Source organism: Salibacterium aidingense DSM 18341, from assembly GCF_000429685.1.
Taxonomy (GTDB): Bacteria; Bacillota; Bacilli; order Bacillales; family Marinococcaceae; genus Salibacterium; species Salibacterium aidingense.
Genome location: NZ_AUCI01000006.1, coordinates 204,899 through 227,932 on the forward strand (window position 1 = coordinate 204,899; position 23,034 = coordinate 227,932).

26 protein-coding genes are annotated in these 23,034 nt (G+C 47.7%); 1 reads left to right on the forward strand and 25 read right to left on the reverse strand.

All coding sequences use genetic code 11. The features are described from left to right. Positions 1-43 precede the first annotated feature (43 nt). Entirely contained in the window at positions 44-1,066 is a 1,023-nt protein-coding gene (locus tag G475_RS0107120) for a sugar-binding transcriptional regulator (protein WP_026700683.1), read from the reverse strand. A gap of 451 nt (positions 1,067-1,517) precedes the next feature. Next, positions 1,518-2,873, reverse strand: coding sequence for an RNA polymerase factor sigma-54 (rpoN, locus tag G475_RS0107130; protein ID WP_026700684.1), 1,356 nt, complete (start codon positions 2,871-2,873; stop codon positions 1,518-1,520). A gap of 392 nt (positions 2,874-3,265) precedes the next feature. Here rpoN and clpP point away from each other — a divergent pair, with 392 nt between their 5' ends. Next, on the forward strand, positions 3,266-3,844 hold the full coding sequence (gene clpP / locus G475_RS0107135) for an ATP-dependent Clp endopeptidase proteolytic subunit ClpP (RefSeq protein WP_026700685.1): 579 nt from the start codon (positions 3,266-3,268) through the stop codon (positions 3,842-3,844). A 45-nt stretch (positions 3,845-3,889) separates the two neighbouring features. Here the strand turns inward: clpP and G475_RS0107140 are convergent, their stop codons facing one another. The 23 genes from G475_RS0107140 to G475_RS0107255 form a co-directional block, all read right to left on the reverse strand. After that, positions 3,890-4,147 carry an HPr family phosphocarrier protein gene (locus G475_RS0107140; protein WP_026700686.1) on the reverse strand — a complete coding sequence of 86 codons (258 nt, stop codon included), beginning with the start codon at positions 4,145-4,147 and terminating at the stop codon, positions 3,890-3,892. 21 nt (positions 4,148-4,168) lie between these two features. Then, positions 4,169-5,143, reverse strand: coding sequence for a DNA-binding protein WhiA (gene whiA, locus G475_RS0107145; protein WP_026700687.1), 975 nt, complete (start codon positions 5,141-5,143; stop codon positions 4,169-4,171). A 46-nt stretch (positions 5,144-5,189) separates the two neighbouring features. After that, positions 5,190-6,134: a gluconeogenesis factor YvcK family protein gene (locus G475_RS0107150; protein WP_026700688.1), complete on the reverse strand. Its 945-nt coding sequence runs from the start codon at positions 6,132-6,134 to the stop codon at positions 5,190-5,192. Between the two features lie 4 nt (positions 6,135-6,138). After that, on the reverse strand, positions 6,139-7,020 hold the full coding sequence (gene rapZ / locus G475_RS0107155) for an RNase adapter RapZ (protein ID WP_026700689.1): 882 nt from the start codon (positions 7,018-7,020) through the stop codon (positions 6,139-6,141). 36 nt (positions 7,021-7,056) lie between these two features. Further along, complete coding sequence (locus G475_RS0107160; RefSeq protein WP_026700690.1) at positions 7,057-7,518, reverse strand: NUDIX hydrolase; 462 nt, start codon at positions 7,516-7,518, stop codon at positions 7,057-7,059. 308 nt (positions 7,519-7,826) lie between these two features. Beyond that, a complete protein-coding gene (gene trxB / locus G475_RS0107170; RefSeq protein WP_026700691.1) occupies positions 7,827-8,771 on the reverse strand; it encodes a thioredoxin-disulfide reductase in 945 nt (314 codons plus the stop codon). A gap of 128 nt (positions 8,772-8,899) precedes the next feature. Continuing rightward, positions 8,900-9,943 carry a tetratricopeptide repeat protein gene (locus G475_RS0107175; protein ID WP_026700692.1) on the reverse strand — a complete coding sequence of 348 codons (1,044 nt, stop codon included), beginning with the start codon at positions 9,941-9,943 and terminating at the stop codon, positions 8,900-8,902. A gap of 304 nt (positions 9,944-10,247) precedes the next feature. Then, positions 10,248-10,874, reverse strand: coding sequence for a bifunctional phosphoribosyl-AMP cyclohydrolase/phosphoribosyl-ATP diphosphatase HisIE (gene hisIE / locus G475_RS0107180; protein WP_026700693.1), 627 nt, complete (start codon positions 10,872-10,874; stop codon positions 10,248-10,250). Further along, positions 10,871-11,629: an imidazole glycerol phosphate synthase subunit HisF gene (gene hisF, locus G475_RS0107185; RefSeq protein WP_026700694.1), complete on the reverse strand. Its 759-nt coding sequence runs from the start codon at positions 11,627-11,629 to the stop codon at positions 10,871-10,873. Before hisF ends, hisIE begins: the two co-directional genes overlap by 4 nt. Beyond that, positions 11,626-12,363 (reverse strand): 1-(5-phosphoribosyl)-5-[(5-phosphoribosylamino)methylideneamino]imidazole-4-carboxamide isomerase, encoded by a 738-nt coding sequence (hisA, locus tag G475_RS0107190; RefSeq protein ID WP_026700695.1) that lies wholly within the window; start codon positions 12,361-12,363, stop codon positions 11,626-11,628. Before hisA ends, hisF begins: the two co-directional genes overlap by 4 nt. After that, on the reverse strand, positions 12,356-13,000 hold the full coding sequence (gene hisH / locus G475_RS0107195) for an imidazole glycerol phosphate synthase subunit HisH (protein WP_026700696.1): 645 nt from the start codon (positions 12,998-13,000) through the stop codon (positions 12,356-12,358). The genes hisA and hisH overlap by 8 nt, the downstream gene beginning before the upstream one ends. A gap of 19 nt (positions 13,001-13,019) precedes the next feature. After that, positions 13,020-13,610, reverse strand: coding sequence for an imidazoleglycerol-phosphate dehydratase HisB (hisB, locus tag G475_RS0107200; protein WP_026700697.1), 591 nt, complete (start codon positions 13,608-13,610; stop codon positions 13,020-13,022). Next, entirely contained in the window at positions 13,607-14,884 is a 1,278-nt protein-coding gene (gene hisD / locus G475_RS0107205; protein ID WP_026700698.1) for a histidinol dehydrogenase, read from the reverse strand. The genes hisB and hisD overlap by 4 nt, the downstream gene beginning before the upstream one ends. Further along, positions 14,881-15,519, reverse strand: coding sequence for an ATP phosphoribosyltransferase (gene hisG / locus G475_RS0107210; RefSeq protein ID WP_026700699.1), 639 nt, complete (start codon positions 15,517-15,519; stop codon positions 14,881-14,883). Before hisG ends, hisD begins: the two co-directional genes overlap by 4 nt. After that, positions 15,516-16,697: an ATP phosphoribosyltransferase regulatory subunit gene (locus G475_RS0107215; RefSeq protein ID WP_026700700.1), complete on the reverse strand. Its 1,182-nt coding sequence runs from the start codon at positions 16,695-16,697 to the stop codon at positions 15,516-15,518. Before G475_RS0107215 ends, hisG begins: the two co-directional genes overlap by 4 nt. Positions 16,698-16,861: 164 nt before the next feature. Next, on the reverse strand, positions 16,862-17,359 hold the full coding sequence (locus tag G475_RS0107220; RefSeq protein WP_026700701.1) for an acyltransferase: 498 nt from the start codon (positions 17,357-17,359) through the stop codon (positions 16,862-16,864). Beyond that, on the reverse strand, positions 17,356-18,003 hold the full coding sequence (ppaX, locus tag G475_RS0107225; protein ID WP_026700702.1) for a pyrophosphatase PpaX: 648 nt from the start codon (positions 18,001-18,003) through the stop codon (positions 17,356-17,358). Before ppaX ends, G475_RS0107220 begins: the two co-directional genes overlap by 4 nt. Further along, a complete protein-coding gene (locus tag G475_RS0107230; protein ID WP_026700703.1) occupies positions 17,978-18,943 on the reverse strand; it encodes a nucleoside recognition domain-containing protein in 966 nt (321 codons plus the stop codon). The genes ppaX and G475_RS0107230 overlap by 26 nt, the downstream gene beginning before the upstream one ends. Before the next feature lie 19 nt (positions 18,944-18,962). Continuing rightward, positions 18,963-19,826 (reverse strand): prolipoprotein diacylglyceryl transferase, encoded by an 864-nt coding sequence (lgt, locus tag G475_RS0107235; RefSeq protein ID WP_026700704.1) that lies wholly within the window; start codon positions 19,824-19,826, stop codon positions 18,963-18,965. Positions 19,827-19,844: 18 nt separating this feature from the next. After that, positions 19,845-20,780 (reverse strand): HPr(Ser) kinase/phosphatase, encoded by a 936-nt coding sequence (gene hprK, locus G475_RS0107240; protein WP_026700705.1) that lies wholly within the window; start codon positions 20,778-20,780, stop codon positions 19,845-19,847. A 494-nt stretch (positions 20,781-21,274) separates the two neighbouring features. Then, a complete protein-coding gene (locus G475_RS0107245) occupies positions 21,275-21,631 on the reverse strand; it encodes a phage holin family protein (RefSeq protein WP_026700706.1) in 357 nt (118 codons plus the stop codon). Further along, positions 21,631-21,831, reverse strand: coding sequence for a PspC domain-containing protein (locus G475_RS0107250; RefSeq protein WP_026700707.1), 201 nt, complete (start codon positions 21,829-21,831; stop codon positions 21,631-21,633). Before G475_RS0107250 ends, G475_RS0107245 begins: the two co-directional genes overlap by 1 nt. 13 nt (positions 21,832-21,844) lie before the next feature. Further along, the gene (locus G475_RS0107255; protein ID WP_026700708.1) at positions 21,845-23,029 is read right to left on the reverse strand and encodes a DUF4097 family beta strand repeat-containing protein; all 1,185 of its coding nucleotides are present in this window, start codon (positions 23,027-23,029) and stop codon (positions 21,845-21,847) included. Between the last annotated feature and the right edge of the window lie 5 nt (positions 23,030-23,034).

Consider the following 23,034-nt stretch of genomic DNA (forward strand, 5'->3'; position numbering starts at 1 on the left):
GGGAGTTTAAAACTCTCTACGGAGTCCTCAGGATCATCCGGGACTAGGAAAGACCGAGAACGGCCTGAGCAGCCCCTTCATCTGTGATCAATACATCACTGGGCCGATAATTCATATAAGCACTGATCGCTTCCGCCTTTGAGGCCCCGCCGGCAACAGTGACAACAGTCTGACTATCTTTCAGATCATCCAGCTGCAAACCAATCGTTTTTTCTTTATGGACAATATTCCCGTCTCTGTCGAAATAATAACCAAAGGCCTCTGCGACGGCTTGTTTTTCTTTTAACGTTTCCATCGTGGCTGGCGGAGTTTCCCGTCTTTCAGCCATCGTGGAAGCAGCCCCGACCCCATGAACGACCATTTTCGCCTGGCGGATAGAGCGCAGCAGTTCTTTTATCCCTGGTTCAAGAACAAGGGACTCCCTGGTTTCTTCGCTCAGCTGATCCGGTACATGCAGCAGTCTGTATTTTCCTTTGGCTTTGGTTGCCATGGTTGAGCTTATCGTATTTGACTGTATTTCCACCTTCTCTCCAAGTCCTCCCCGGGCGGGCACAAACGTGACGTTGCTTAGCTTTTCATCCGGTGTCATCATTTCGGCTACATCGGCAAGTGTTGTCCCGCCGGCCACCGCTACGATATCATCAGCCTCCAGCATGGCTTTCATCTGCTGAACGCAAGCTCTTCCTAACTCCTTTTTTACCCATGTATAGCGGTCACTATTCCCGGGAACAATAATCACTCTCTGAACATCCAGTATGTCCGCCACCCGATATTCCCAGTCAGCCAGCCCGGTCACAGATTTCATCGTTTCTTCCAGACCTTCCAGGAGTGCTTCACCATCTTCAGTCAAGGTCATACCAGCTGTGCCAATATAAACGAGACCCTGTTCTTTAAGAAAGAGAACTTCTCCCCTTAGAATCCGTTCCGAAACGTCAAGACTGCCCGCAAGTGTACGTCTGCCAACAGGCTGCATCAGCCGGAGGTACTGCAGTATCCGGTACCTCTTCTGCATGACTTCAAGTACATCGGGCTGTAGTTTTTTTTGAAGTTCAATAAATTGCCGCATATGTACCCCATCACCAGCCTTCCGGGACGTAATTTGTCCCTATGAGACATTTTAAGTCCCGCTTGCGGAATAAAAAAAGATCTTTCCTCTTTCTCTTAATATATTACCAAGTTTTCTGACAGCAGGCAAGAACGAAGAACTCTTTTTTGTCTAAATAAAACGGCGGCCGCCGGTCCTTATAAAGGGGGCCGTCCGCTGCAAAAGTCGGGACATTGTGCGGACATTTATTCCGTTAACTGGCCGGATGGCCGGTCTGCGGAGGTTTTTCGGACATTTGTTCCGCTATTTTGGTTCTGGACCGCTTCTTTGACCCTCAAAAGGGGGAATAACGGAACAGATGTCCGCAACCCCCTTCAAAATAGGAAAAATCGAAGAAATAACGGAATAAATGTCCCCTTCATTAGGGAGACCTGCCTGAAATAGTCAATCCCCCGCTGCCGGCAGCTCCCTGCTACATATAACGTTTTCTTTTGGATGAAGCAGGAATACTTAACTCATCGCGGTATTTAGCAACCGCCCGCCGTGAAACGGAGATTCCTTTTTCCGTTTCGATAAAGGAGGAGATTTTTTGGTCCGATAATGGTTTCTGCTTATCTTCATGTTTCACTACATCCTTTATCATATTTTTAATAGCAAACGTAGAGGTCTGCTCACCTTCATGGTTATTCATGCCGGCGGAGAAGAAATATTTCAGTTCAAACAGCCCGTGCGGAGTCTGTACATATTTATTTGTTGTTGTGCGTGACACGGTGGATTCATGTACTTCTGCCTCCTCTGCCACATCCCTAAGCGTTAACGGCTTCATGGCGGAAGAACCGTCACGGAAAAAATCACGCTGAAATTCCACGATTGCTTCAGTAATACTGCGGATCGTCTGCTGTCTTTGATCAATACTTTTCAGCAGCCAAACCAGCTGCTTGTATTTTTTCTTTGCATATTCTGCGGCCTCCCCTTCTGCTTTTTGCTCCAGCAGATGGCGGTAGTGCCGATTCATTCGTATTCTGGGCAGCCCTTCATCATGCAGGCGGACGGTAAAACGTTCTCCCTCCCGCTCTACATACACATCAGGGACCAGCCGTACCGGGTTTTCTCCTCCAAAACCAGCTCCCGGGTGCGGATCCAGCTCCTGTATATCATCATAAACCGCTTGAATATCAAGCAGGGTCACACCAAGTTTATCCGCCAGGCTTCTCCAGTTTCTTTCCCCCAATGCTTCCAGATGCTCTGAAACAACTTTTTCAGTTAAAGGCTTACGCGGAGATATCCGCTCCAGCTGAAGCAGCAGGCATTCCCCGAGCGATCTGGCTGCAACCCCGGCTGGTTCAAGACTCTGCAGCCTTGCCACTGCGTATTCATACTGCTCCGGGGAAATGGAAAATACAGCGGCTGTTTCTTCATATGTTCCTTCGAGGTATCCCTGATCGCTGACATTGCCTGCCAGATATTTTAACAGCTTTAATTCCAATGGATCCGCAGGCAGCAGCCGGATCTGGTGAATTAAATAGTCAGATATTCTTTCCCTTGCATCTTTTAATTGGTCAAAGGGAGAAAAGTCATCCCGATCCTGATATTCCTGGGAATCCGACGGTTCATCCTTCCACATTACCGGCATATCGTAGCGGGGCTCTTCCCGCATCGGTGACTCCTGTTCTTCGATTTCCATCAGCGGATTCTCTAAGGCCGCTTCTTCTATATAATTATTCAATTCAAGTGTGGAAAGCTGTAATAAGGAGATTGCCTGGCGAAGCTCCTGTGTCATGACGAGATTCATTGTCTGTTTCTGATGCAGCCCCATTTCCAGGTTCATGCCGTTTCCTCCTTCTGCTTCTAATTGAAAGCGTTTACTTATTATATCATATGTAAAAGCGCTCGTACTTTATCTCTTAAAATTTTTCGACATATTTTTATTATATCTTAAAGAAAAGGAATGCCGTGTATAATCGTCAGATTTCTTTACGAAGTTTGAAGAACAAAAATTTCGGATATGATACAGAAGGAATTTCGTTTTACATAAGCGAAACAGTTAACGAGCTGTGTTATTTGCAATTCATTCGAGCTGCTGGTTTAATTGTTGTACAATGGTCGAAGAGATTTTCAGGTTGTTGTCTTTTTATTTGACCATTACTGACCATAGGAGTATGATGGAATCAGCAGCTTCCTACAGGGCTGAACGTACTAAACAAAGGAGGATGTAATCACATGAACTTAATTCCAACAGTCATTGAACAAACGAACCGCGGGGAACGCGCCTATGACATTTATTCGCGTCTTCTGAAAGACCGTATTATTATGCTCGGCTCCGGGATTGACGATAATATTGCCAACTCAGTCGTCGCCCAGCTTCTATTCCTGGCTGCGGACGATCCAGAGAAAGATATATCTCTTTATATTAACAGTCCCGGCGGCTCGATCACAGCCGGCATGGCGATCTATGATACCATGCAGCATATCAAGCCGGAAGTTTCCACTATTTGTGTAGGCATGGCAGCTTCCATGGGATCCTTTTTGCTGGCTGCCGGGCAGGAAGGCAAGCGTTTTGCCCTTCCAAACAGCGAAGTGATGATTCATCAGCCGCTTGGAGGCACGCAGGGGCAGGCTACAGATATTGATATTCACGCCCGCCGTATCCTGCAGATTCGTGATAAGTTAAACCATATTCTGTCTGAACGCACCGGACAGCCGCTGGAAGTAATTGAACGGGATACCGACCGTGATAACTTCATGACGGCTGAGGATGCCAAATCCTATGGTTTAGTGGACGATGTTTTATATAAATAAAACGTATATTAAAAAAAGCGGCATCGTTAAGCGATGCCGCTCTTTTTATTCTTCTTTTTCTACGAAACCGGCCAATTCTTCAACCGCGTCTTCTTCATCATTCCCATCTGCCGTGAGCTTGATTGTTTCTCCTGTTCGTGCCGCCAGACTCATAATGCCCATAATACTTTTGGCATTTACTTTTTTATTTTCCTTTTCGATAAACACATCCGATTGGAAGCGGTTCGCTTCCTGAACAAATAAAGCCGCGGGCCTGGCCTGCAGCCCCGTCTTTAATCGAACTTCTGCTGTTTTTTCAATCAAATCCTATTTCCTCCCTCCAGGTTAATCTGCATATACACCGTTTTCCGGCTGCACATCCTCGCCATTTCGAATTTTTTCAGCTAACTGGTCAATTTTACGGAGCCTGTGGTTTACTCCTGATTTGCCGACAGGGCCGCTCGGCACCATTTCTCCCAGCTCTTTCAAGGTCACGTCCTGGTATTTCACCCGCAGCTCCGCCATTTCCCGGACCTTGTCCGGCAGCTGCTCCAATCCTATTTTATTTGCCACAAGTTGAATATTCTCCACCTGTCTGAGCGCAGCTCCTACCGTTTTATTTAAGTTAGCCGTTTCGCAATTGACAAGTCGGTTGACAGAATTTCTCATGTCTTTCATGATGCGCACATCTTCAAAATAAAGAAGAGCCTGGTGCGCCCCAATGACATTTAGAAATTCTGTTATTTTTTCACTTTCTTTAATGTAGAGGATAAATCCTTTTTTTCGTTCCAAACTTTTTGAAGAAAGTTCAAATTCCTGGAGCAGGTCGCGTAAGGCCCGGTTATGTTCTTCGTATAATGAAAAAATTTCCAGATGATACGAAGACGTTTCTGGATGATTGACAGATCCACCGGCTAAGAACGCTCCTCGAAGATAAGCCCGTTTGCAGCAGGTATCCTTTAAGATGTCCCGGGAGATGGTGCGGATAAAACGATACCCGTCTTCCATAATGCTTAAATCACGCAGCAGATCACGGCTTTCCTCCACTATCCGGACTAAATAAACATTATTCTTTTTCAGTCTCATCTTTTTCCGTACCATCAGTTCCACAGCAATATCCGCATAAACCCGTTTGATTAACTTATAAATACGCCGGGCAATCGCTGCGTTTTCGGTGGATACATCTAAAATCAGCTTTCCATCACTAAAAGATATAACGCCATTCATACGGATCAAAGCAGCAAGCTCCGCTTTTGCGCAGCAGTCCTCTGATTCAAACTGGGTCAGCTCTTTTTTTGTCATAGCTGCAAAAGACGACATACTTTTGGCACCGCCTTTCCTTTCCACATTCACTCGTAAAAACTATTTATATTTCGGTTAGAAGCGATTGGGAGACTTTGACCGCATCATGACGAAATAAGTTGTCCTGATAATGCATAAATGCATCTCTTACTACGCGGTAACCGAGCTTTTTCAACCGCTGTTCATCAAAATGGACAGGAAATGCGGATTCTTCCGCGTACTTTTGCAAAATCTCCGCCGGGATCTCTGTATTGTTGACAAGCACGGTTTCAATAATATTATATCCAATATGAGACCGAATGGCCTCCACGTGGTCAGCCACCGTAAAATCATCGGTTTCTCCCGCCTGGGTCATCCCATTGCAAATGTAGATCTTACGGGCGGAAGCATGATAAATCGCTTCAGATATCCCGGGAACGAGCAGATTCGGGATCACACTGGTATAAAGACTTCCCGGCCCCAGCACGATTAAATCTGCCTGCCGCACAGCCTCCAGGCTCTCCGGCAGAGGTTCCACGTTCTCTGGAGAAAGACGGACTTTTTTTATTTGTTTTCCGGAGTTAGGTATATTAGATTCCCCGGCAACGGTAGTCCCATCCATCATTTCCGCTTCCAGTTCGATGCTCTGATTTGCTGCCGGGAAGACATTTCCTTTCACATTCAGGACCGTGCTCAGTTCGCTTATACCCCGGGCAAAATCTCCGGTAATCGATGTCATGCCGGCCAAAAGCAAATTGCCAAGGGAGTGGCCGCTCAGTCCATTTCCATTTTGAAAACGGTGCTGAAACATCTGTTCAATCATGGGCTCTACTTCGGCAAGTGCCACCAGTACGTTGCGGACATCTCCGGGCGGCGGGATATTTAATTCTTTGCGCAGAATCCCTGAACTGCCGCCGTCATCTGCCACCGTTACAATCGCTGTAATGTCTACAGGAAATGTTTTCAATCCCCTTAACAGCACAGACAACCCGGTTCCCCCGCCTATGACAACTATATTTGGTCTATTCACGATGTTAATCCTTCCCTTTCCCCATATCCCGATGGCTTTTATGCGTAGCATATTCGCCGGCGAAATAATCTGCTACATATTCCGCCAGTGTCACCGAACGATGCTTCCCTCCGGTACAGCCTATTGCAATAATAAGCTGGCTTTTTCCTTCCCTCTTATACTGAGGAAGCATATAGCCTAGTATATCAAGCAGTTTTTCTATAAATTCTTTCGTCTCCGTCCATTTTAACACATAGGAAGAGACTTCTTCCTCCAATCCGGTTTTTGGCTCCAGGTGCTCAATGTAATGTGGATTGGGCAGGAAACGAACATCAAACACTAAATCGGCATCGATGGGGAGGCCGTATTTATAACCAAATGATATAACATTTACCGAAAACGCATCTTTTTCAGGCCCGGAAAAATACTGAATGATTCGTTCTCTGAGCTGCTTTGGCTTCAGTTCACTTGTATCAATGATTTGACGGGCTCTCCCCTTCAAATCTTCCAAAATTTCCCTTTCCTGCCTGATTCCTTCCAGCGGTGTTTCTTCCGCCGCCAGCGGATGGGAACGACGCGTTTCCTTAAAGCGCTGGACAAGGACATTATCCTTCGCATCTAAAAACAAGATATGGGTGCTTAAATTGGATTTTAAGCGCAGATTGTCCACGGCTTCAAACAGGTGATCAAAAAATTCGCGTCCCCGCAGGTCAATGACAAGAGCAACTTTATTCATTTTTCCGCCTGAGTTTTCAATCAGCTCAATAAATGTGGGAATGAGCGCCGGCGGCAGATTATCCACACAATAATACCCTAAATCCTCAAAACTCTGGACGGCCACAGTCTTCCCTGCGCCGGACATTCCTGTGATAATAACCACATGAATGTCCTCTGTCATTTGGCCCATTGTTTCATCCTTCCCTTCGTCCCGATTCCTGTACAACTACTCATCTTTTTGAAACTCCGAGCGGATTAGTTGGTAATCCGGGGTATAATGAAATGTTCCGTACAATACACCTTTTTCCTGAAATATGTGCTGAAATATAGAGCGGTCGCCTGCTGCCATAGGCAGGTGCAGGACGTCCTCCACCGGCATCCATTCCAAGCGGCCTTCGGGCGACTGCTCCAGCATGGTGCCGCTCCACTTTCTTGCTTCAAACGTGAACATCATCCATTCTGAATAATGCTGTTTGTTTTCTATTATAACAAAAGTAAAAATCCCCCGGACGACGGGGTCTTTCACAGTAATTCCTGTTTCTTCACGAAACTCCCGCACAGCAGCTTCCCGGACGGATTCGCCTGCTTCCATTTTCCCGCCCGGAGCCACCCACCAGTTTCGACTTGGCTTTTGTAACAACAGGACCTCCTTATCCTTATGGAGAATACAATTCGTTACTCGCTGCATATATGCCACCTCGCCTGTTCTCCTTACAGTATACTATGGATACGAGCGGTTGCTCAATTTTTTACGCTGGGACCCGACATTGTTTGAAAGGAGGGGAAAACGTGACATCGCTGTTTTCTGCCTAATGGATCCTTTACGTTTTCAAATGACAAAAAAAAGAACACAGGCATGTTATACGCCTGTGTTTCTCCAATTATTATATAAAAAAGGGGGTCAATTACTGATTCCATCATAACACGTTAATTATTTCACATCTGTTACAAACGGGTTAAAATCGATTTAAAAAATGTTCAGCCTTTTTAACAAAACTATGCGTTTACGGTGTTCTTCAGTTCCTCTACATACTGCTGGGCTGTCTGGGCCGCTACGGAACCGTCTCCTGTCGCGGTTACGATCTGACGCAGGGATTTCTCGCGGAGATCTCCGGCAGCAAAAACCCCTGGTATCTTTGTTTCCATTTCTTCATTGGTTTCTACATACCCTTCTTCATTAAGGATATCCAGGCCTTTCACCGCATCGTTCAGCGGAATCATACCAATATAGATAAAAGCGCCTTCCGTTTCAAAATCGTAATCTTCCCCTGAATTCAAGTCGGTTAACGTTACACTGCCGACTTTTCCGTCTTTATCGTTTATTTCTTTTACGACATGACTCCATTTAAATTCAATTTTGTCATTAACAAAAGCCCGCTGCTGCAGAATTTTCTGGGCACGCAGTTCATCTCTGCGGTGAATGACTGTCACTTTAGAAGCAAAACGGGTAAGGTATACGGCTTCTTCGACGGCAGAGTCGCCGCCGCCAACGACCACAATTTCCTTATCCCGGAAAAAGGCACCGTCACACACGGCGCAATAGGACACACCGCGGCCGCCGAGTTCCTGTTCTCCCGGGACACCAAGTTGTTTATAGACAGCGCCGGTTGCCACAATAATGGAACGGGCTTTATACTCTTTGTTTCCTGCTCTAACCATTTTGTATTCTTTGCCGTCTTCTATTTCCTTTACATCTCCATACGCGTATTCTGCTCCGAATTTCTGCGCATGAGTAAACATTTTATTCGAAAGATCGGGGCCTAAAATGTGCTCAAACCCCGGATAGTTTTCCACGTCCTCTGTATTGGCCATCTGTCCACCGGGAATACCGCGCTCCAGCATCAGTGTGGACATTTCAGCACGGGATGTGTAAACCGCAGCAGTCATACCGGCAGGGCCGGCTCCTGCGATGATCACATCATAAATTTTTTCTTCTGACATCACGATTCACTCCTCTTTCTCATCCATAATATCCCCTATCCTGTTTAAGCAGATACATCCATATATCGAATCTCTCACCGTTATCGTAAAAAAAAAGGGAAAGAAAGTCTACCAATCTGCTTCACTCGTTATAACTGATAATACGTCCAGGCTTCCAGGTGCACATCACTGGAGTATAACAGATCGTTTCCCAGTTTCTCCAGCAATGTCTCCGCCCCGCGATGGCCCTGTGCTTTCGCCAGTTCCCACTGCTTTCTGGCTGCTCCAAGCCTGCCGGATTCATAAGCAGCCACGCCGTAATGGAAGAAAAAGTTGGCATCCTCCGGGGTGAAACGAAGGAGATACATGCGGAATAAACGATGGGCTTTTTCCCATTCGTGCAGAAGGCATAACGTAGAGGCCAGCCGGAACAGGTTATCCCGATCCATCGGAATGAGCCGTTTCAACATACCTGCAGCTTCTACCGCTTCCTTATCCCGTCCTGCCTCGCTGTAAAACAAGGCAAGCTGGCAGCCGGCCGGTAAATAATGATGCTCCAGCCACACATCTTTTGCATAAGCAAGCGCTTCTTCGATCTGTCCTTTTAAAAAGAAGACACGAGCCAGCTGGCTTTGAGCCGCAAAATACAGAGGATACTCCGCAACGATGTTTTCCAGATAGGTCTCCGCTTCGTAATAACGGTTTTCTTTTATCATACGAAGCGCCCGTTCATACGTTATAATCAGTTCATCATCCGTATCCGGCGGAATTACATCCTCCTGCTCTTCCTCCATCTGCAGCATATCCAGAAGGTCTCTTGCATCTTCGGAAAAATCGCCTTCCGGCACAAGGGACAAATACTGCCTGGCTGTTTCTCCGGCTTTATCGAAAAATCCTTGATAGGCATAGTTATTGGCAAGAAAAAAATAGCATTCGTATAAATCGGCATCCACGTCGTCCAGTACATGCAGGAGAAGATCGTTTGACGTATGGTATTCGCCCATATCCGAATAAATGGCAGCAAGCTGACATTGGAACACTCCCTGCTGCGGATTTAGTTCCACTGCCCGGCGCACATATTTAACGGCGCGCTTCAGCTCCTGTTTCTGGTAAGCGTGGACGCCCCGTTTAAAGAAGTATTCACTATTTTGTATAAAAGGGATCACTTGTCCCTGGGTATGTTGCGATTTCATGGCATCCCCTCCATCGGAGAAACAGTTCACAGTAAAGCCAGTATATCATCCATTGTACAGGTAAGAAAAGCGCAAGCGCCCTGGGCAGCCGCGACAGGTTCTGCGACGCACAGGAGGTGCTAGTGCCGCCGTTTTCCACAGGACGTGGGAGCTTGTAGGCGGCGATTCTTCTACTGCGCAGGACAGCCTGCTCCGGAGAAGAAACCCCGAGCGGCTGGGCGCTGGAACTGGATCTCGAAAACGCCCAAAATTTATGCTTCCCTATACAAAAAAAGAGAGCATCTCCGCTCTCTTTTCCCGGCTCCTATTTCCCATGTCGTTCTTCTAATACTTGAAGAACCTGATCCAGCGGCAGTTCCTGTTCTCTTAAAAGGACAAACAGGTGATACAGCAAATCCGCGCTCTCCATGCTCAACTCCCCGGGATCGCGATTTTTAGCAGCAATGATAACCTCGCTTGATTCTTCTCCGACTTTTTTTAGAATTTTATCTACACCTTCCGTGAATAAATAGGTGGTATACGCTCCTTCCGGCATTTCTGCGAATCGTTTCGCGATCGTTTCCTCCAGTGTATTCAATATCTCAAACCGGCTGGTCTTTCCGTTTGGAACGTCGTTCAGCAGCGACTCTGAAAAACAGCTGTAGGTGCCTTCATGGCAGGCTGGTCCATTCGGAAGAACGAGAACAACGAGAGAATCCTGATCACAGTCATAACGGATATCTGTGACCTGCTGCGTGTTTCCAGAAGTCTCTCCCTTATGCCAGAGCTTCCCGCGGGAGCGGCTGTAAAACCAGGTCTCTTTCGTTTCCATTGTTTTTCCAAGCGATTCTTCATTCATATAAGCAAGCGTCAGCACTTCTTTACTAACTGCATCCTGTATAATCGCAGGAATTAATCCATTTTCATCAAATTGAAGGTCTGCAATGTTCATCGCACCCGCACTCCTTTTTCACGTAAATGCTTTTTCACTTCTTCCACGGACGTTTCCTTATAGTGAAAAATGGAAGCAGCCAGGGCCGCGTCCGCGTTCGTTTTTTCAAATACATCCGTGAAATGTTCTTTCGCTCCGGCCCCCCCGGAGGCGATAACCGGGACAGAAACTGCCTGATTCACCGCTTCTGTAAGAGAAAGATCAAAGCCATTTTTGGCACCGTCCTGATCCATACTCGTTAACAGGATTTCTCCGGCCCCGCGTTGGACGACCTCTTTAGCCCAGTCGGTTACTTCCCAATCGGTGGAGGTACGGCCGCCATGGGTATATATTCTCCAGGATGCAAGCGCTTCGTCAAACTTGGCGTCTATTGCTGTCACGATGCACTGGGATCCGAAATAATCGGCTCCTTCACTGATTAACTCCGGCCGTTTCACAGCAGCTGTATTCAGAGAGACCTTATCAGCCCCGGCGCGAAGAATGGTGCGCATGTCATCGAGGGTATTAATGCCCCCGCCGACCGTAAACGGGATGGCCAGGGTGCCGGCAACCTCCCGTACAACATCCACCATCGTTTTACGTCCTTCATGGGAAGCGGAGATATCAAGAAACACAAGTTCATCCGCCCCCTGTTCATCATAAAAAGACGATAATTCGACCGGATCACCTGCGTCCCGGAGGCCCACAAACTGAATTCCTTTTACCACCCGGCCTTCCTTCACATCCAGGCATGGAATAATACGTTTTGTAATCACAGCTTATTCACCTCCCGCAGCGCTTCTTCGAGATCCAGCTTCCCGGTATAAATGGCTTTTCCGGTGATGGCACCTGTGACTCCTGCCTCGCGGTATTTCACTAATTCTTTTACATCGCTCAGACTACTCACACCTCCAGAAGCAATCACTTCCGCTCCTGTCTGTGCTGCAAGATCCGCCACAGCTTGAACATTGGGTCCTTCCATCATGCCGTCTTTGGAAATATCCGTAAAAATAAACGTCCTGGCTCCATAGGCAACCATTTTACGGCCGAGTTCCACCGCGGTAACTTCGGATGTTTCCAGCCAGCCATTCACAGCCACATAGCCGTTCCGGGCATCCAGTCCGACCGCAATTTGTTCTTTATAACGGGCCAGCATTTCTTTCGCAAAATCAGGATGCTGCACCGCCACACTGCCAAGAATAACCCGGTCCACTCCACTTTCGAGGTAAAAGGCAACATCTTCCGCCGTCCGGATGCCTCCGCCTGCCTGCACCTTGATATCCAGAGAACGTGCCGTGTGAACAATCTCTTCATGGTTCACCCGCTTTTTTTCTTTCGCTCCGTCTAAATCAACCATATGTATCCAGGAGGCCCCTGCCTTCCGGAACCGCTCTGCCATCGCTGCAGGAGAATCCCCGTATACGGTTTCTTTCTCATAATCCCCCTGCAGAAGTCGTACACATTTCCCGCCCCTTATATCAATAGCTGGATAAAGGTCGAACTTACTCATCCGTATTTCTCCCTTCCGACACCATTCGGCCGAAGTTTTCAAGTAGTTTCATGCCGAGGGTGCTGCTTTTTTCGGGATGAAACTGTGTTCCAAGCACCCGGCCTCTGCCAACAACAGCTGGTACTTCCCCATAATAATCACTGGTGGCGATTAAAACATCTTTATCTTCGGTGTCGATCACGTAGGAATGGACAAAATAAACGTGCCCTTCTTCTGTGTCCTGCAGAAGTATGTGCTGCGGCTGTTGAAAGGTCAGTTTATTCCAGCCCATATGCGGCACCTTATACGCTGTTCCTTCCTTTGTTTTCCCTGGAAAAAGCTTCGCATATCCCGGAAGAAATCCCAGGCCTTCCGTCTCCCCATTTTCTTCACTGCCCTCGAACAGCAGCTGCATGCCAAGGCAAATACCAAGGAGCGGCCTGCCGTCCGCGGCCCATGTTTTAATAAATGTCTCCTGCTCTTTTTCCTTCAGCAGACCCATTGCGTCATGGAAAGAGCCGACTCCCGGGAGAATAAGGCCGTCTGCTTTATTCAGTTCGTCCGTATTTTCTGATAAAAAATAGGGAAGGTTCAAACGTTCCAACGCCTTACTCACACTGTGAAGATTTCCCATTCCATAATCAATAATACCGATCATGCCCTGTCCACTTCCTTCCTTACAGCAATCCTTTTGTTGAGGGGACCCCTTTCACCCGTTCATCCAGCTGCGTCGCTTCATCGAGCGCCCGTCCCATCGCCTTAAAAACCGCCTCAATGATATGATGAGTATTGTAACCATAATGAACAATAATGTGCAGATTGATTCTGGCTTCCAGAGCGAATTTCCATAAAAATTCATGGACAAGCTCTGTGTCAAATGTTCCGACCTTCGCTCCCGGGAGATCTGCCCGGTATTCTAAATGCGGACGGTTGCTGAGGTCGACCACTACCTGGGCAAGCGCATCATCCATCGGCACCATCGCCTGCCCGTAGCGGCGTATGCCTTTTTTATCCCCGACTGCTTCATGAAAAACCTGACCGAGACAGATGCCTATATCCTCTGTGGTATGATGATCATCCACCTCGGTATCGCCCTGCGCCTCGATCGTCACATCAAAGTGGCCGTGTTTGGTAAACAGGTCGAGCATATGACTCATGAAAGGAACCCCGGTCGTAATCGAGCTGTTTCCCTCCCCGTCAATATTCATGTCCAGGCGGATATTGGTCTCCTTCGTATTTCGTTCTATCGAACTGCGTCTTTCTGTCATTGCTCTTCTCCTTTCCTGCGCAGTTCCACTGCCCGGGCGTGGCCTTCCAGCCCTTCCAGCCGCGCAATCTCGGCAATGTCCTCCACATTTTCATAAAAAGCCCTGCTGCTGTAAGAAATGATACTTGACTTTTTCGTAAAATCATCGACGCTTAATGGACTCGAAAAACGGGCCGTCCCGTTGGTCGGCAGGACATGGTTGGGCCCTGCCATATAATCTCCTACTGGTTCGGAACTGTAGGATCCGAGAAAAATCGCCCCTGCATGGCGTATTTTGCCCAGCAGCGCATGGGGATCGTCCACCAGTAATTCAAGATGTTCCCCGGCAAGCTGATTCACCGCATCTACCGCCTCGTCCATCGTCTTTGCCAAATATACAGCTCCAAAATTCTCCAGAGCTTTTTCAGCTATCTCTTTTCTTGGCAGGGTTTCGAGCTGCTTCTCCAGTTCTGCTGTCGTTTTTTCCGCGATTTCACGGGAGGTCGTCACCAGCACGGCCGAGGACCTTTCATCATGCTCCGCTTGAGAAAGCATGTCAGCCGCCGCGTAATCCGGACGTGCCGTTTCATCAGCCAATACCACAATTTCACTGGGCCCGGCGATCATGTCGATATCGACCCGTCCAAATACAGCTCGTTTCGCAAGGGCCACAAAAATATTCCCCGGTCCGGTAATCTTATCCACCTGCGGCACAGACTCCGTCCCATAGGCAAGAGCTGCTATGGCCTGGGCGCCGCCTGCTTTTAAGATACGGGAGACGCCAAGTTCTGCTGCCGTTACTAAAACAGCCGGTGTCAGATTCCCCTCCTTATCCGGCGGCGAAGCCATAATAATGGTTTTCACCCCTGCTTCCTGGGCGGGTATCACATTCATCATTATCGTTGAGGGGTAGGCCGCCGTTCCACCAGGCACATACACCCCGGCGCAATCAAGCGCGGTGATTTTCTGACCGAGCATCGTCCCGTCTTCATGCGTCGTTATCCAGGACTGCTGCTTTTGTTTTTCATGAAATGCCCGGATAGTAGTGATCGCTTTGCGTAGCGACTGCAGGGATTTTTCATTAAAGGTTTGATAAGCATCCTCTATTTCTTTTTCTGTAACGAAAAAACGATCAAGCCGCACGCCGTCATATAGTTCCGTCAAATCCTTCAAGCCCTCGTCTCCATTTTCACGGATTTTACTGATGATGGCTTCCACCGATTCTCTTTCCTTATGAGTGCCCGACTCCAGATTCCGGGCAAGGCTGACATTCTTCCTAAGTTCTGTAATATTCATGCTTCTTCCCCCTCTACTACCCGTGCCAGACGTTCCACCATGTCATCAATACGGGTATCTTTCATCCGGTAGCTGACGGGATTGACGATCAGACGGGAGGTGATAGAAACAATCGTTTCAAGCTCCACCAAGCCGTTTTCTTTTAACGTCTGCCCGCTGGAGACAATATCAACAATCCGGTCTGCCAGGCCGACCAGCGGTGCAAGTTCAATCGAGCCGTTGAGTTTTATAATTTCCACCTGCTCGCCCTGCTCTTTAAAGTATTGGGTGGCGAGATTGGGGTATTTGGATGCCACTTTCGGATTAATATCTGTTTTTTCATAACCGGGGAGACCTGCGACAGCCATGTAACATTCACTGATATGAAGATCAAGCACTTCATACACGTCCCGTTCTTCTTCAATCATCGTATCTTTGCCTGCCACTCCGATATCGGCCACGCCATGCTCCACATAGGTGGGCACATCCATCGGTTTCGCCAAAATAAAACGCAAATTTGCATCCGGGGCATCTACAATTAACTTTCTCGAGTCCTCAAATTCAGGAGGGAGCGAAAAGTCCGCCTGACGCAGGAGTTCCACGGCTTCTTCAAAAATTCTTCCTTTCGGCATCGCGACTTTTAATGGATCGTTCATGTCTGTCTGCCTCCCTTCCTACCGATCAAGTCGATCACTTCCGTGAAAGCTTCGGTCCATTGATCAATATTGTCTACACCCTGTAAATCCTGCAGCACTACCCGTTTCCCCTGATTTCTCTGGTTTTTGGCCTCTTCCACCGCTTCTTTTCTGCGTTCCTTGCTAAAGAGAATGCACGTCTGGCCGGGCTTTTCTTCGGCGTGCCCGAGAGCCTCCACCAATAAATCAAGACGGATGCCAAAACCTGTGGCTTGTGCCGGGCGCTCGAATTTTTCGAGCAGTTCGTCATAACGGCCGCCGCTGGACAGAGGAAAACCAAGCCGGCTACCATATCCTTCAAACACAATGCCTGTGTAATAGCTCATATGCATGACAAGATTGAAATCAAGCTTGATGTATTTCTCCACGCCATAACACTCCAAAACGTCCCAGAGCTGACGCAGATTCTCAAGCGCTTTTGCGGCTTCTCCATTGTCAACAAGCGTCTCTGCTTCATTGAATTTTTCTGGTCCGCCGCGCAGCTGCAGCAAGCCTAATAGTCGTTTTTCATCGATAGAAGAGAGCGATAGACTTTTAACATGCTGCTTAAAGCCGACGTAATTTTTTTCATACAAGAAGCGGCGCAGGGTATCTGCACGCTCTTGACTTCCCAGGACATCAAGCAGCAGCGCATTGACATAACCGATATGACCAACAGCAACCTGAAAATCCTGGAGACCAGCTTCCTGTAGAGAAGCAACCATCAGGGCAATGACTTCCCCATCTGCACTGGCCGTACCGTCTCCAACCAGTTCTACCCCCATTTGTTCAAACTCTGCCGGTCTCCCGCCTTCCCGCTGCTGGGACCGGAAGACATTCGTATGATAAGAGAGACGGAGCGGAAAGGACTGGTCTTTCAAACTGGACGCCGCCACTCTTGCAATCGGGGCGGTCATATCCGGACGCAGCACGAGGGTATGCCCCTGCTGATCCAGTAATTTAAACAACTGCTGTTCCAGGATCGCAGAAGCATTCCCTACGGTGTCATAGTATTCGAGAGCGGGCGTTTCCATGGGAAGGTAGCCCCATTTTCCAATTTCTTCTTCCATCCCATCCTGTACACTCCGCTTTATCTGATAATAAGCCGGCAGCGTATCCCGCATTCCTAACGGTTTTTCAAACATAAATGGCTGGCTCATCGCAGCTGCTCCTTTCCAAAGGTTTTATGGTTTATATCACTCATTTTATGTACTTTAGTATGCTAATGTAATAGAGAGATAAAGTGTATATCGTGTAGTTTACACCCGATTGCACACGCCGTCAATCTGGAAATTATAAACGAAAACCCTTTTCCGTCACTTCATTACTGCTCAGGAAAAGGGTCTTTTGATATGATCTGGAGCGGGTTACCGCCGACCACGGTTCCCGCTTCCACGTCTTTATGAACAACTGATCCTGCAGCAACAACAGCATGATCCCCGATATGGACTCCTGGAAGAATGGTGGTATTCGCACCGATCATTACGTGATCCCCAATGCTCACTACGCCGAGCCGGTATTCCGTAATTAAGTATTCATGCGCTAAAATGGTGGTATTATATCCAATCACGCTGTTTTTTCCGACCCTGATTTTTTCCGGGAACATGATGTCCGGCATCACCATCAGGGCAAATGCCGTTTTTTCCCCCACTTTCATGCGCAGAAAGGTCCGGTACATCCAATTTTTCATAGGCAGAAAGGGAGTATATCGGGCCATTTGAATGACGGTAAAGTTTTTAACCACCTTCCAGAAAGGGACGGTTTTATAAATATGCCAGAGGGAATTGCCTGTCTTTACAGGATAGCGTTCGGTGCGTCTCATGTCATTTTCACTCCGAGATAGTCAAGGAGAGCCGGCATCTTTGGCAGCATAATATCCGGTTCAAACGATTGAAGATGAGCCTCTCCTTTAATTGTCCAACCCACCCCGGCGGTGGTCACTCCGGCATTTTTCCCAGCCAGAATGTCATACTGGCTGTCCCCCACCATCATTGTCTCCTCCGGCTGTGCATCAAAGGACTGCATCGCCTTGTGCAGGGGTTCTGGATGAGGTTTGGCGTGCTGCACGTCAGTCAGGGTAATGACAGTTGGAAAATACGGGGCCAGCCCTGACGTTTTCAACCCCATCTGTGCCGTTTCTCTGCGTTTTGTCGTGACAACAGCAAGGTTAAACCCCTGCTGATGCAGGGTTTTTATGGTGTCCGTTACCCCCTCGTATTCTTCAATCAACTCATCATGGTTCTCCAGGGTGTACTGCTGATACATCCGGATCATTTCTTCCGCACGCTCCGGATCAACGCTGCGGAAATTTTCGGGCAGCGGCTGACCGATGAATTCTACGATATCCTCTCGGCTGTATTGCCCGGGATAATAGGCTTCCAGCACATGTTCAAACGAAGCAATGATTAATGTATTGGTATCTACGAGGGTGCCATCAAAATCAAATAGTATCGTGTTGATAGTCATAAGCCGCCTCCCTGCGGATAGATTTCTTTTTCTCCGCTTTATTCCAAATGTAAGCCACGATCATCGTCAAAACGATCGCTGTCAGCAGACGGATTCCCAATAATGGAAGCACCGGAATGCCAAGCGGTAGAAAAATCAGCGTGTCTTCAATAACAGCATGGCAGGCCACGAGAAATATAAATACTAAGTACAAGTCCTTCCTTTTTACATTATCGTCCTCAATCGCCTGCATCATAACACCTGCCCCGAATGCCAGCCCGAAAAAAATGCCGGAGGCCAGAGTGGTGGAGGTGTTTTCGCGGATTCCCAGCATTCTCGTGAAGGGAGACATAGCTTTCGAAAACAGATTCAGCCAATGCAAATCTTTCATAATTTGAATAAAAATCATTAACGGGATCACAACCGCAGCCAGCTGCGCGACGCCCAGAACGGCACTGGAGACCCCTTCCCATAGAATGGCACCTGCTCCTTCCGCCTGGTGGGATGCTCCGCCGGAAACAAAGCCATATTGAGCCGGTTCAGTACCGCCGCTCCATAAAAGATGAATAAAAAGCGCTGAAACGAAAGCGAGACCAATCCGAACGGCCAGCACCACGGACATGCGGACACCAACCTTCACAGCGACAGCGGACTCAATAAATAAATTATGGGAAAATGAAAGCATGACTGCCAGAATAAAAACTTCTTTGACAGCCAAATCCATCGATAGAATCGCCCCAATCGCTGCATATAAGTTAAGGACGTTTCCAAGGACAAGCGGAATCGCCGCTTCCCCGGGGAGTCCGATGATGTTCATCAGCGGGGCCAGCAGTTCCGCTGTCCATGGAAGAATAGGCGTATAACCCAATATGGTAATAATGAGAGTGATGGGAAATATAACTTTCCCCAGTATCCATGTTGTTTTAAGACCGGCCAAGCCGCCTTTACGTAATGTGTTCATACCTCTCCCCCTGTCCTTTTTATTTCTTTTTTCGGGTTTTGTTCTTTTTGGACCCTGGCATTCCACTCCCGTCCTCATCCAAATACCGGGCAGAGGCCATGCCGGTTTTTCTGCGGTAGATCCAAAGAATCACCGCGGCAAGAACAAGCAGTACAGAAATAACCTGTGCGGCCCGCAGTACGTCTCCAATCATAAGACTGTCCGTACGCATACCTTCGATGAAGAAACGGCCGATGGAATACCAAATCACATAACTTAAGAACAATTCTCCCCGTTTTAAGTTGACCCGGCGCAGCAGCAGGAGCAGGACGAATCCTGTCAGACTCCATAACGATTCATATAAAAAAGTAGGGTGATAATAGGTGCCATCAATAAACATTTGGTTAATAATAAACTCAGGGAGCTGCAGCCCTTCCAGGAATTCGCGCGACACCGGTCCGCCGTGGGCTTCCTGGTTAATAAAATTTCCCCAGCGTCCGATGGCCTGCCCCAATATAATGCTGGGTGCCGCAATATCTGCCATTTTCCAAAACGAAACCCTTCGTTTTCTTGTAAATACCAGGGCTGTTAAGACCGCACCGATCAAACCGCCGTGTATCGCCAGGCCGCCTTCCCAGACAGCAAGAATCTCACCGGGATGGTCGGCATAATAACCCCAGCGGAAAATGACGTAATACAATCTTGCACATAAAATCGCGATCGGAATCGCGAAAATCAGCAAATCAGCAAAAATATCTTTCGGCAGGCCGCGCTTTTTCGCTTCCTGATTGGCAATAATAAATCCTAGAAAGGCACCAAGCCCTATGATAATACCATACCAATAAACCGGCCATGACCCTATTTCAAATGCGACACGGTCGATAGGTTCTATTGTATAAATCATCTGATTTCGCTCCTAACGTTAAAAATCCTCACGATCTCCCTCTTCGATCACGTCTGTCAAACGGTCGGAAAACTGCTGCGCGGTATTAATTCCCATTCGTTTCAGACGGAAATTCATGGCTGCGACTTCCACAATTACAGCGAGGTTCCGCCCGGGACGGACCGGGATAGTATACTTGGGGATTTCCGTATCGATAATCTGCAGTTTTGCTTCTTCGAGACCCAGCCGGTCATATGCTTTGTTTTCATCCCAAAGCTCCAGGTGAATCGTCAGCCCGATCCGTTTAAAAGGACGCACCGCTCCGGCACCAAACAAGGTCATCACGTCTATAATTCCAAGACCGCGGATTTCCAGGAGATGGCGGATCAATTCCGGAGCACTTCCCACCAGCGTATCTCCGTGCTGCTGAAAGATCTCTACTGAATCGTCTGCTACCAGGCGGTGGCCGCGCCGTACCAGATCCAGTGCCGTTTCACTTTTCCCAACTCCGCTTGCTCCGGTGAGCAGGACACCGATACCGTAAATATCAACGAGCACCCCATGTACGGCCGTCGATTTTGCAAGCCGGGCTTCCAGAAAATTTGTTAATTGACTGCTCAAACGAGTTGTCGTGACATCCGCTCTCATAACAGGTACCCCCATATTTTCCGCACTCTCTATTAGTTCAGGGGGAGCAATCAAACCGCGTGAGATAATAATACCGGGTGTATCATATGTACAGAGTTTTGTCATTCGTTCCTTTTTTTCCTCGTCACTTAACTGCTGGAAAAAAGAAAGCTCCGTGCGCCCCAGCAGCTGAAGCCTTTTTGCCGGATAGTACGTAAAAAAACCAGCCATTTCTATCCCCGGGCGGGAAATATCGCTTGTGGTGATGGCACGGTAGACACCATCCTGCCCCGCCAGTACTTCTAAGTTGAATTGATGGACTAAATCATTGGCACTTACTTTTGGCATACATACCCCTCTAACCTTTCCAGCGCGAAAGACGGCTGGAAATCATCAGAATTTTTCTCCTTATACTTGTATTATTGTAGCACGATTTCACCTTCTATTGGAAATGGCAAATCAGCGGGAAAGGTTTGAAACAGAGAGGAAGGTGATGGTTTTTACAGAAGGCTGAGAAAAAGAAAAGAAAGGAACCCAGGTCCCTCGTCTTTCGTCCCTTGGAGCATTGCAAAAAAGGAGCTGCCAAGAATAGACACCCTTTTGCAGAAGCATGAGGACATTCGATCCGTTATTCTCTGGATTTTTCGCTTTTGCAAGGGGGATTCGGACATTTGTTCCGCTAATCGGGGCCTAGAGCGCTTTTTTTCGCTAAAAAAAGGGGAAATAAAGGAACAAATGTCCGAAAAAAACGGCACAGGCCGATCATTTGGCCATTTAACGGCACAAATGTCCGCAGGGAGCTTCTCATATAGGCGGCCGGCCTTTCCGTGTTCCTGTTAGATTTATTTTCTTCGCAGCGGCTCGACGATAAAGTTGTTGATTAACACGTTTAACAGAGCGATGACCACGGCAGCAAGCAGCGCCATGCCAAAGCTGGAAATGTTAAACGAATCTCCCATCAACCCGGCTGTCAGCATAAGCAAGGCCGCGTTGATAATAAAGATAAAAAAGCCGAGCGTAAATACGGTAATCGGCAGGGTAAGAATCACAAGCAGCGGTCGAATAAGAACGTTTATAATCGATAAAAGAAGGCTTGCCATAAACGCTGCGGCAAGTCCGTCAAGCTCAAATCCCGGGAAGAACCCGGCGACCACCATGAGCGTTACCATATTCACAAGAAACGGAACGAGACACCCCATTACTCTGTGACATCTCCTTCATTGGGCATGATGATCGCAAGGGCAATATAAGCGACAAGGACCGGGAAACCTGCTGTAACAAAAAATAAAAGAACACTGACAATACGGATCAGAGTAGGATCCACATTAAAGTAGTCAGCGATGCCGCCGCATACACCGGCAAGCATTCGATTACTCTGGCTGCGTACTAGTTTTTTCATTGCTTTTCCCTCCTCAGGTGTAGTCCGGTTTCACCGAAATAGAACCGGTTTTCGTACTGGCATTCAAACGCAGTCTTGGAGCGGCTGCATGATTAGATGTGAAGCGCAGCGATTTTTGAATAAAATCTTTTTTCTCTTCATGAATGTCCATATCGCTCAGGGAATAATTGTAATTCCCAACATTCGTCCGTAATTGTCCTTCGGTACGAATATGCTCCGGAACGGTAACAAATATACTTCCTGTGGTTGCCGAGAGGTTCGCTCTGGCATCCTGAGTAATTTTGATCAAGCTGTCAATCGTCCCATTCACAGATTCCGCTTCCAAATCCCGGATTTCGGAGTTTAGTTCTATGGTGCCGTTCATGGTTTTAATATCTCCAATGTCCACGCGCCCGCCCGTTATTTTTATGGGGCCGTTCACTGTTTCCGCATGAAACTTCATGGCATCCGGGTTTTGGATCGTGAGGCTTCCATTCACTGCTTTAGCAGAAAAACTGTTTACTTTTACTTCTTCCCCTTTCAAATGCCCGTTAAACGTGTAGGCCTGCAGACGTTCATACGTTTTACGCGGAACATACATTACGGCATTCACTTTTATTGATTTGGTTCTCGTATAAAACTGCAGATGACTGCCGTCAACTTCAAATGCGGTCTGGTTCAGAAATTCCTCCCGGGCTTCGTCCTGGGTTCTGCCCTTATATACCTTCACATCACATTCTATTTTCACATCCGGCTCATCCCAGGGTTTCCATTCCAGCGAGCCGTTTTCAAGCGAAACATCAACCACCGACTGTTCCATATTTTTATGCTGGAAGATATGGTGAACTTCCTGATACGGGCCAAAATTAAAATCAAGATCTAGTTCTTTTATTTTCTGAATGGCACTGTCGATAAAGTCAGTGAATCCTGTGGCGGGATCCGTTTTTTTCCGCCTTTCGGATTCCTCGCCGTTTTCTGTCTGCTGCTCTTTCTCCCGGCTGACCCGGGTCGACAATTCTGTCTCTGTTGAAGCTTCCGTGACAGTCCCCTGCTGCTCTTTCGGACCAGAACCTTCCTCCGGCCCGGAAACCGAAGCATTGCTATCCTCTTGCTGATCCTCCGATTTAGAGTTTAAGGCTTTTAAAAGTTTCGATCCATCTTCCGGAGTGATTTTTCCCTCTTCCACCATTTTTAATATTAGTTTGCGTTCTTCCTCCATGATTG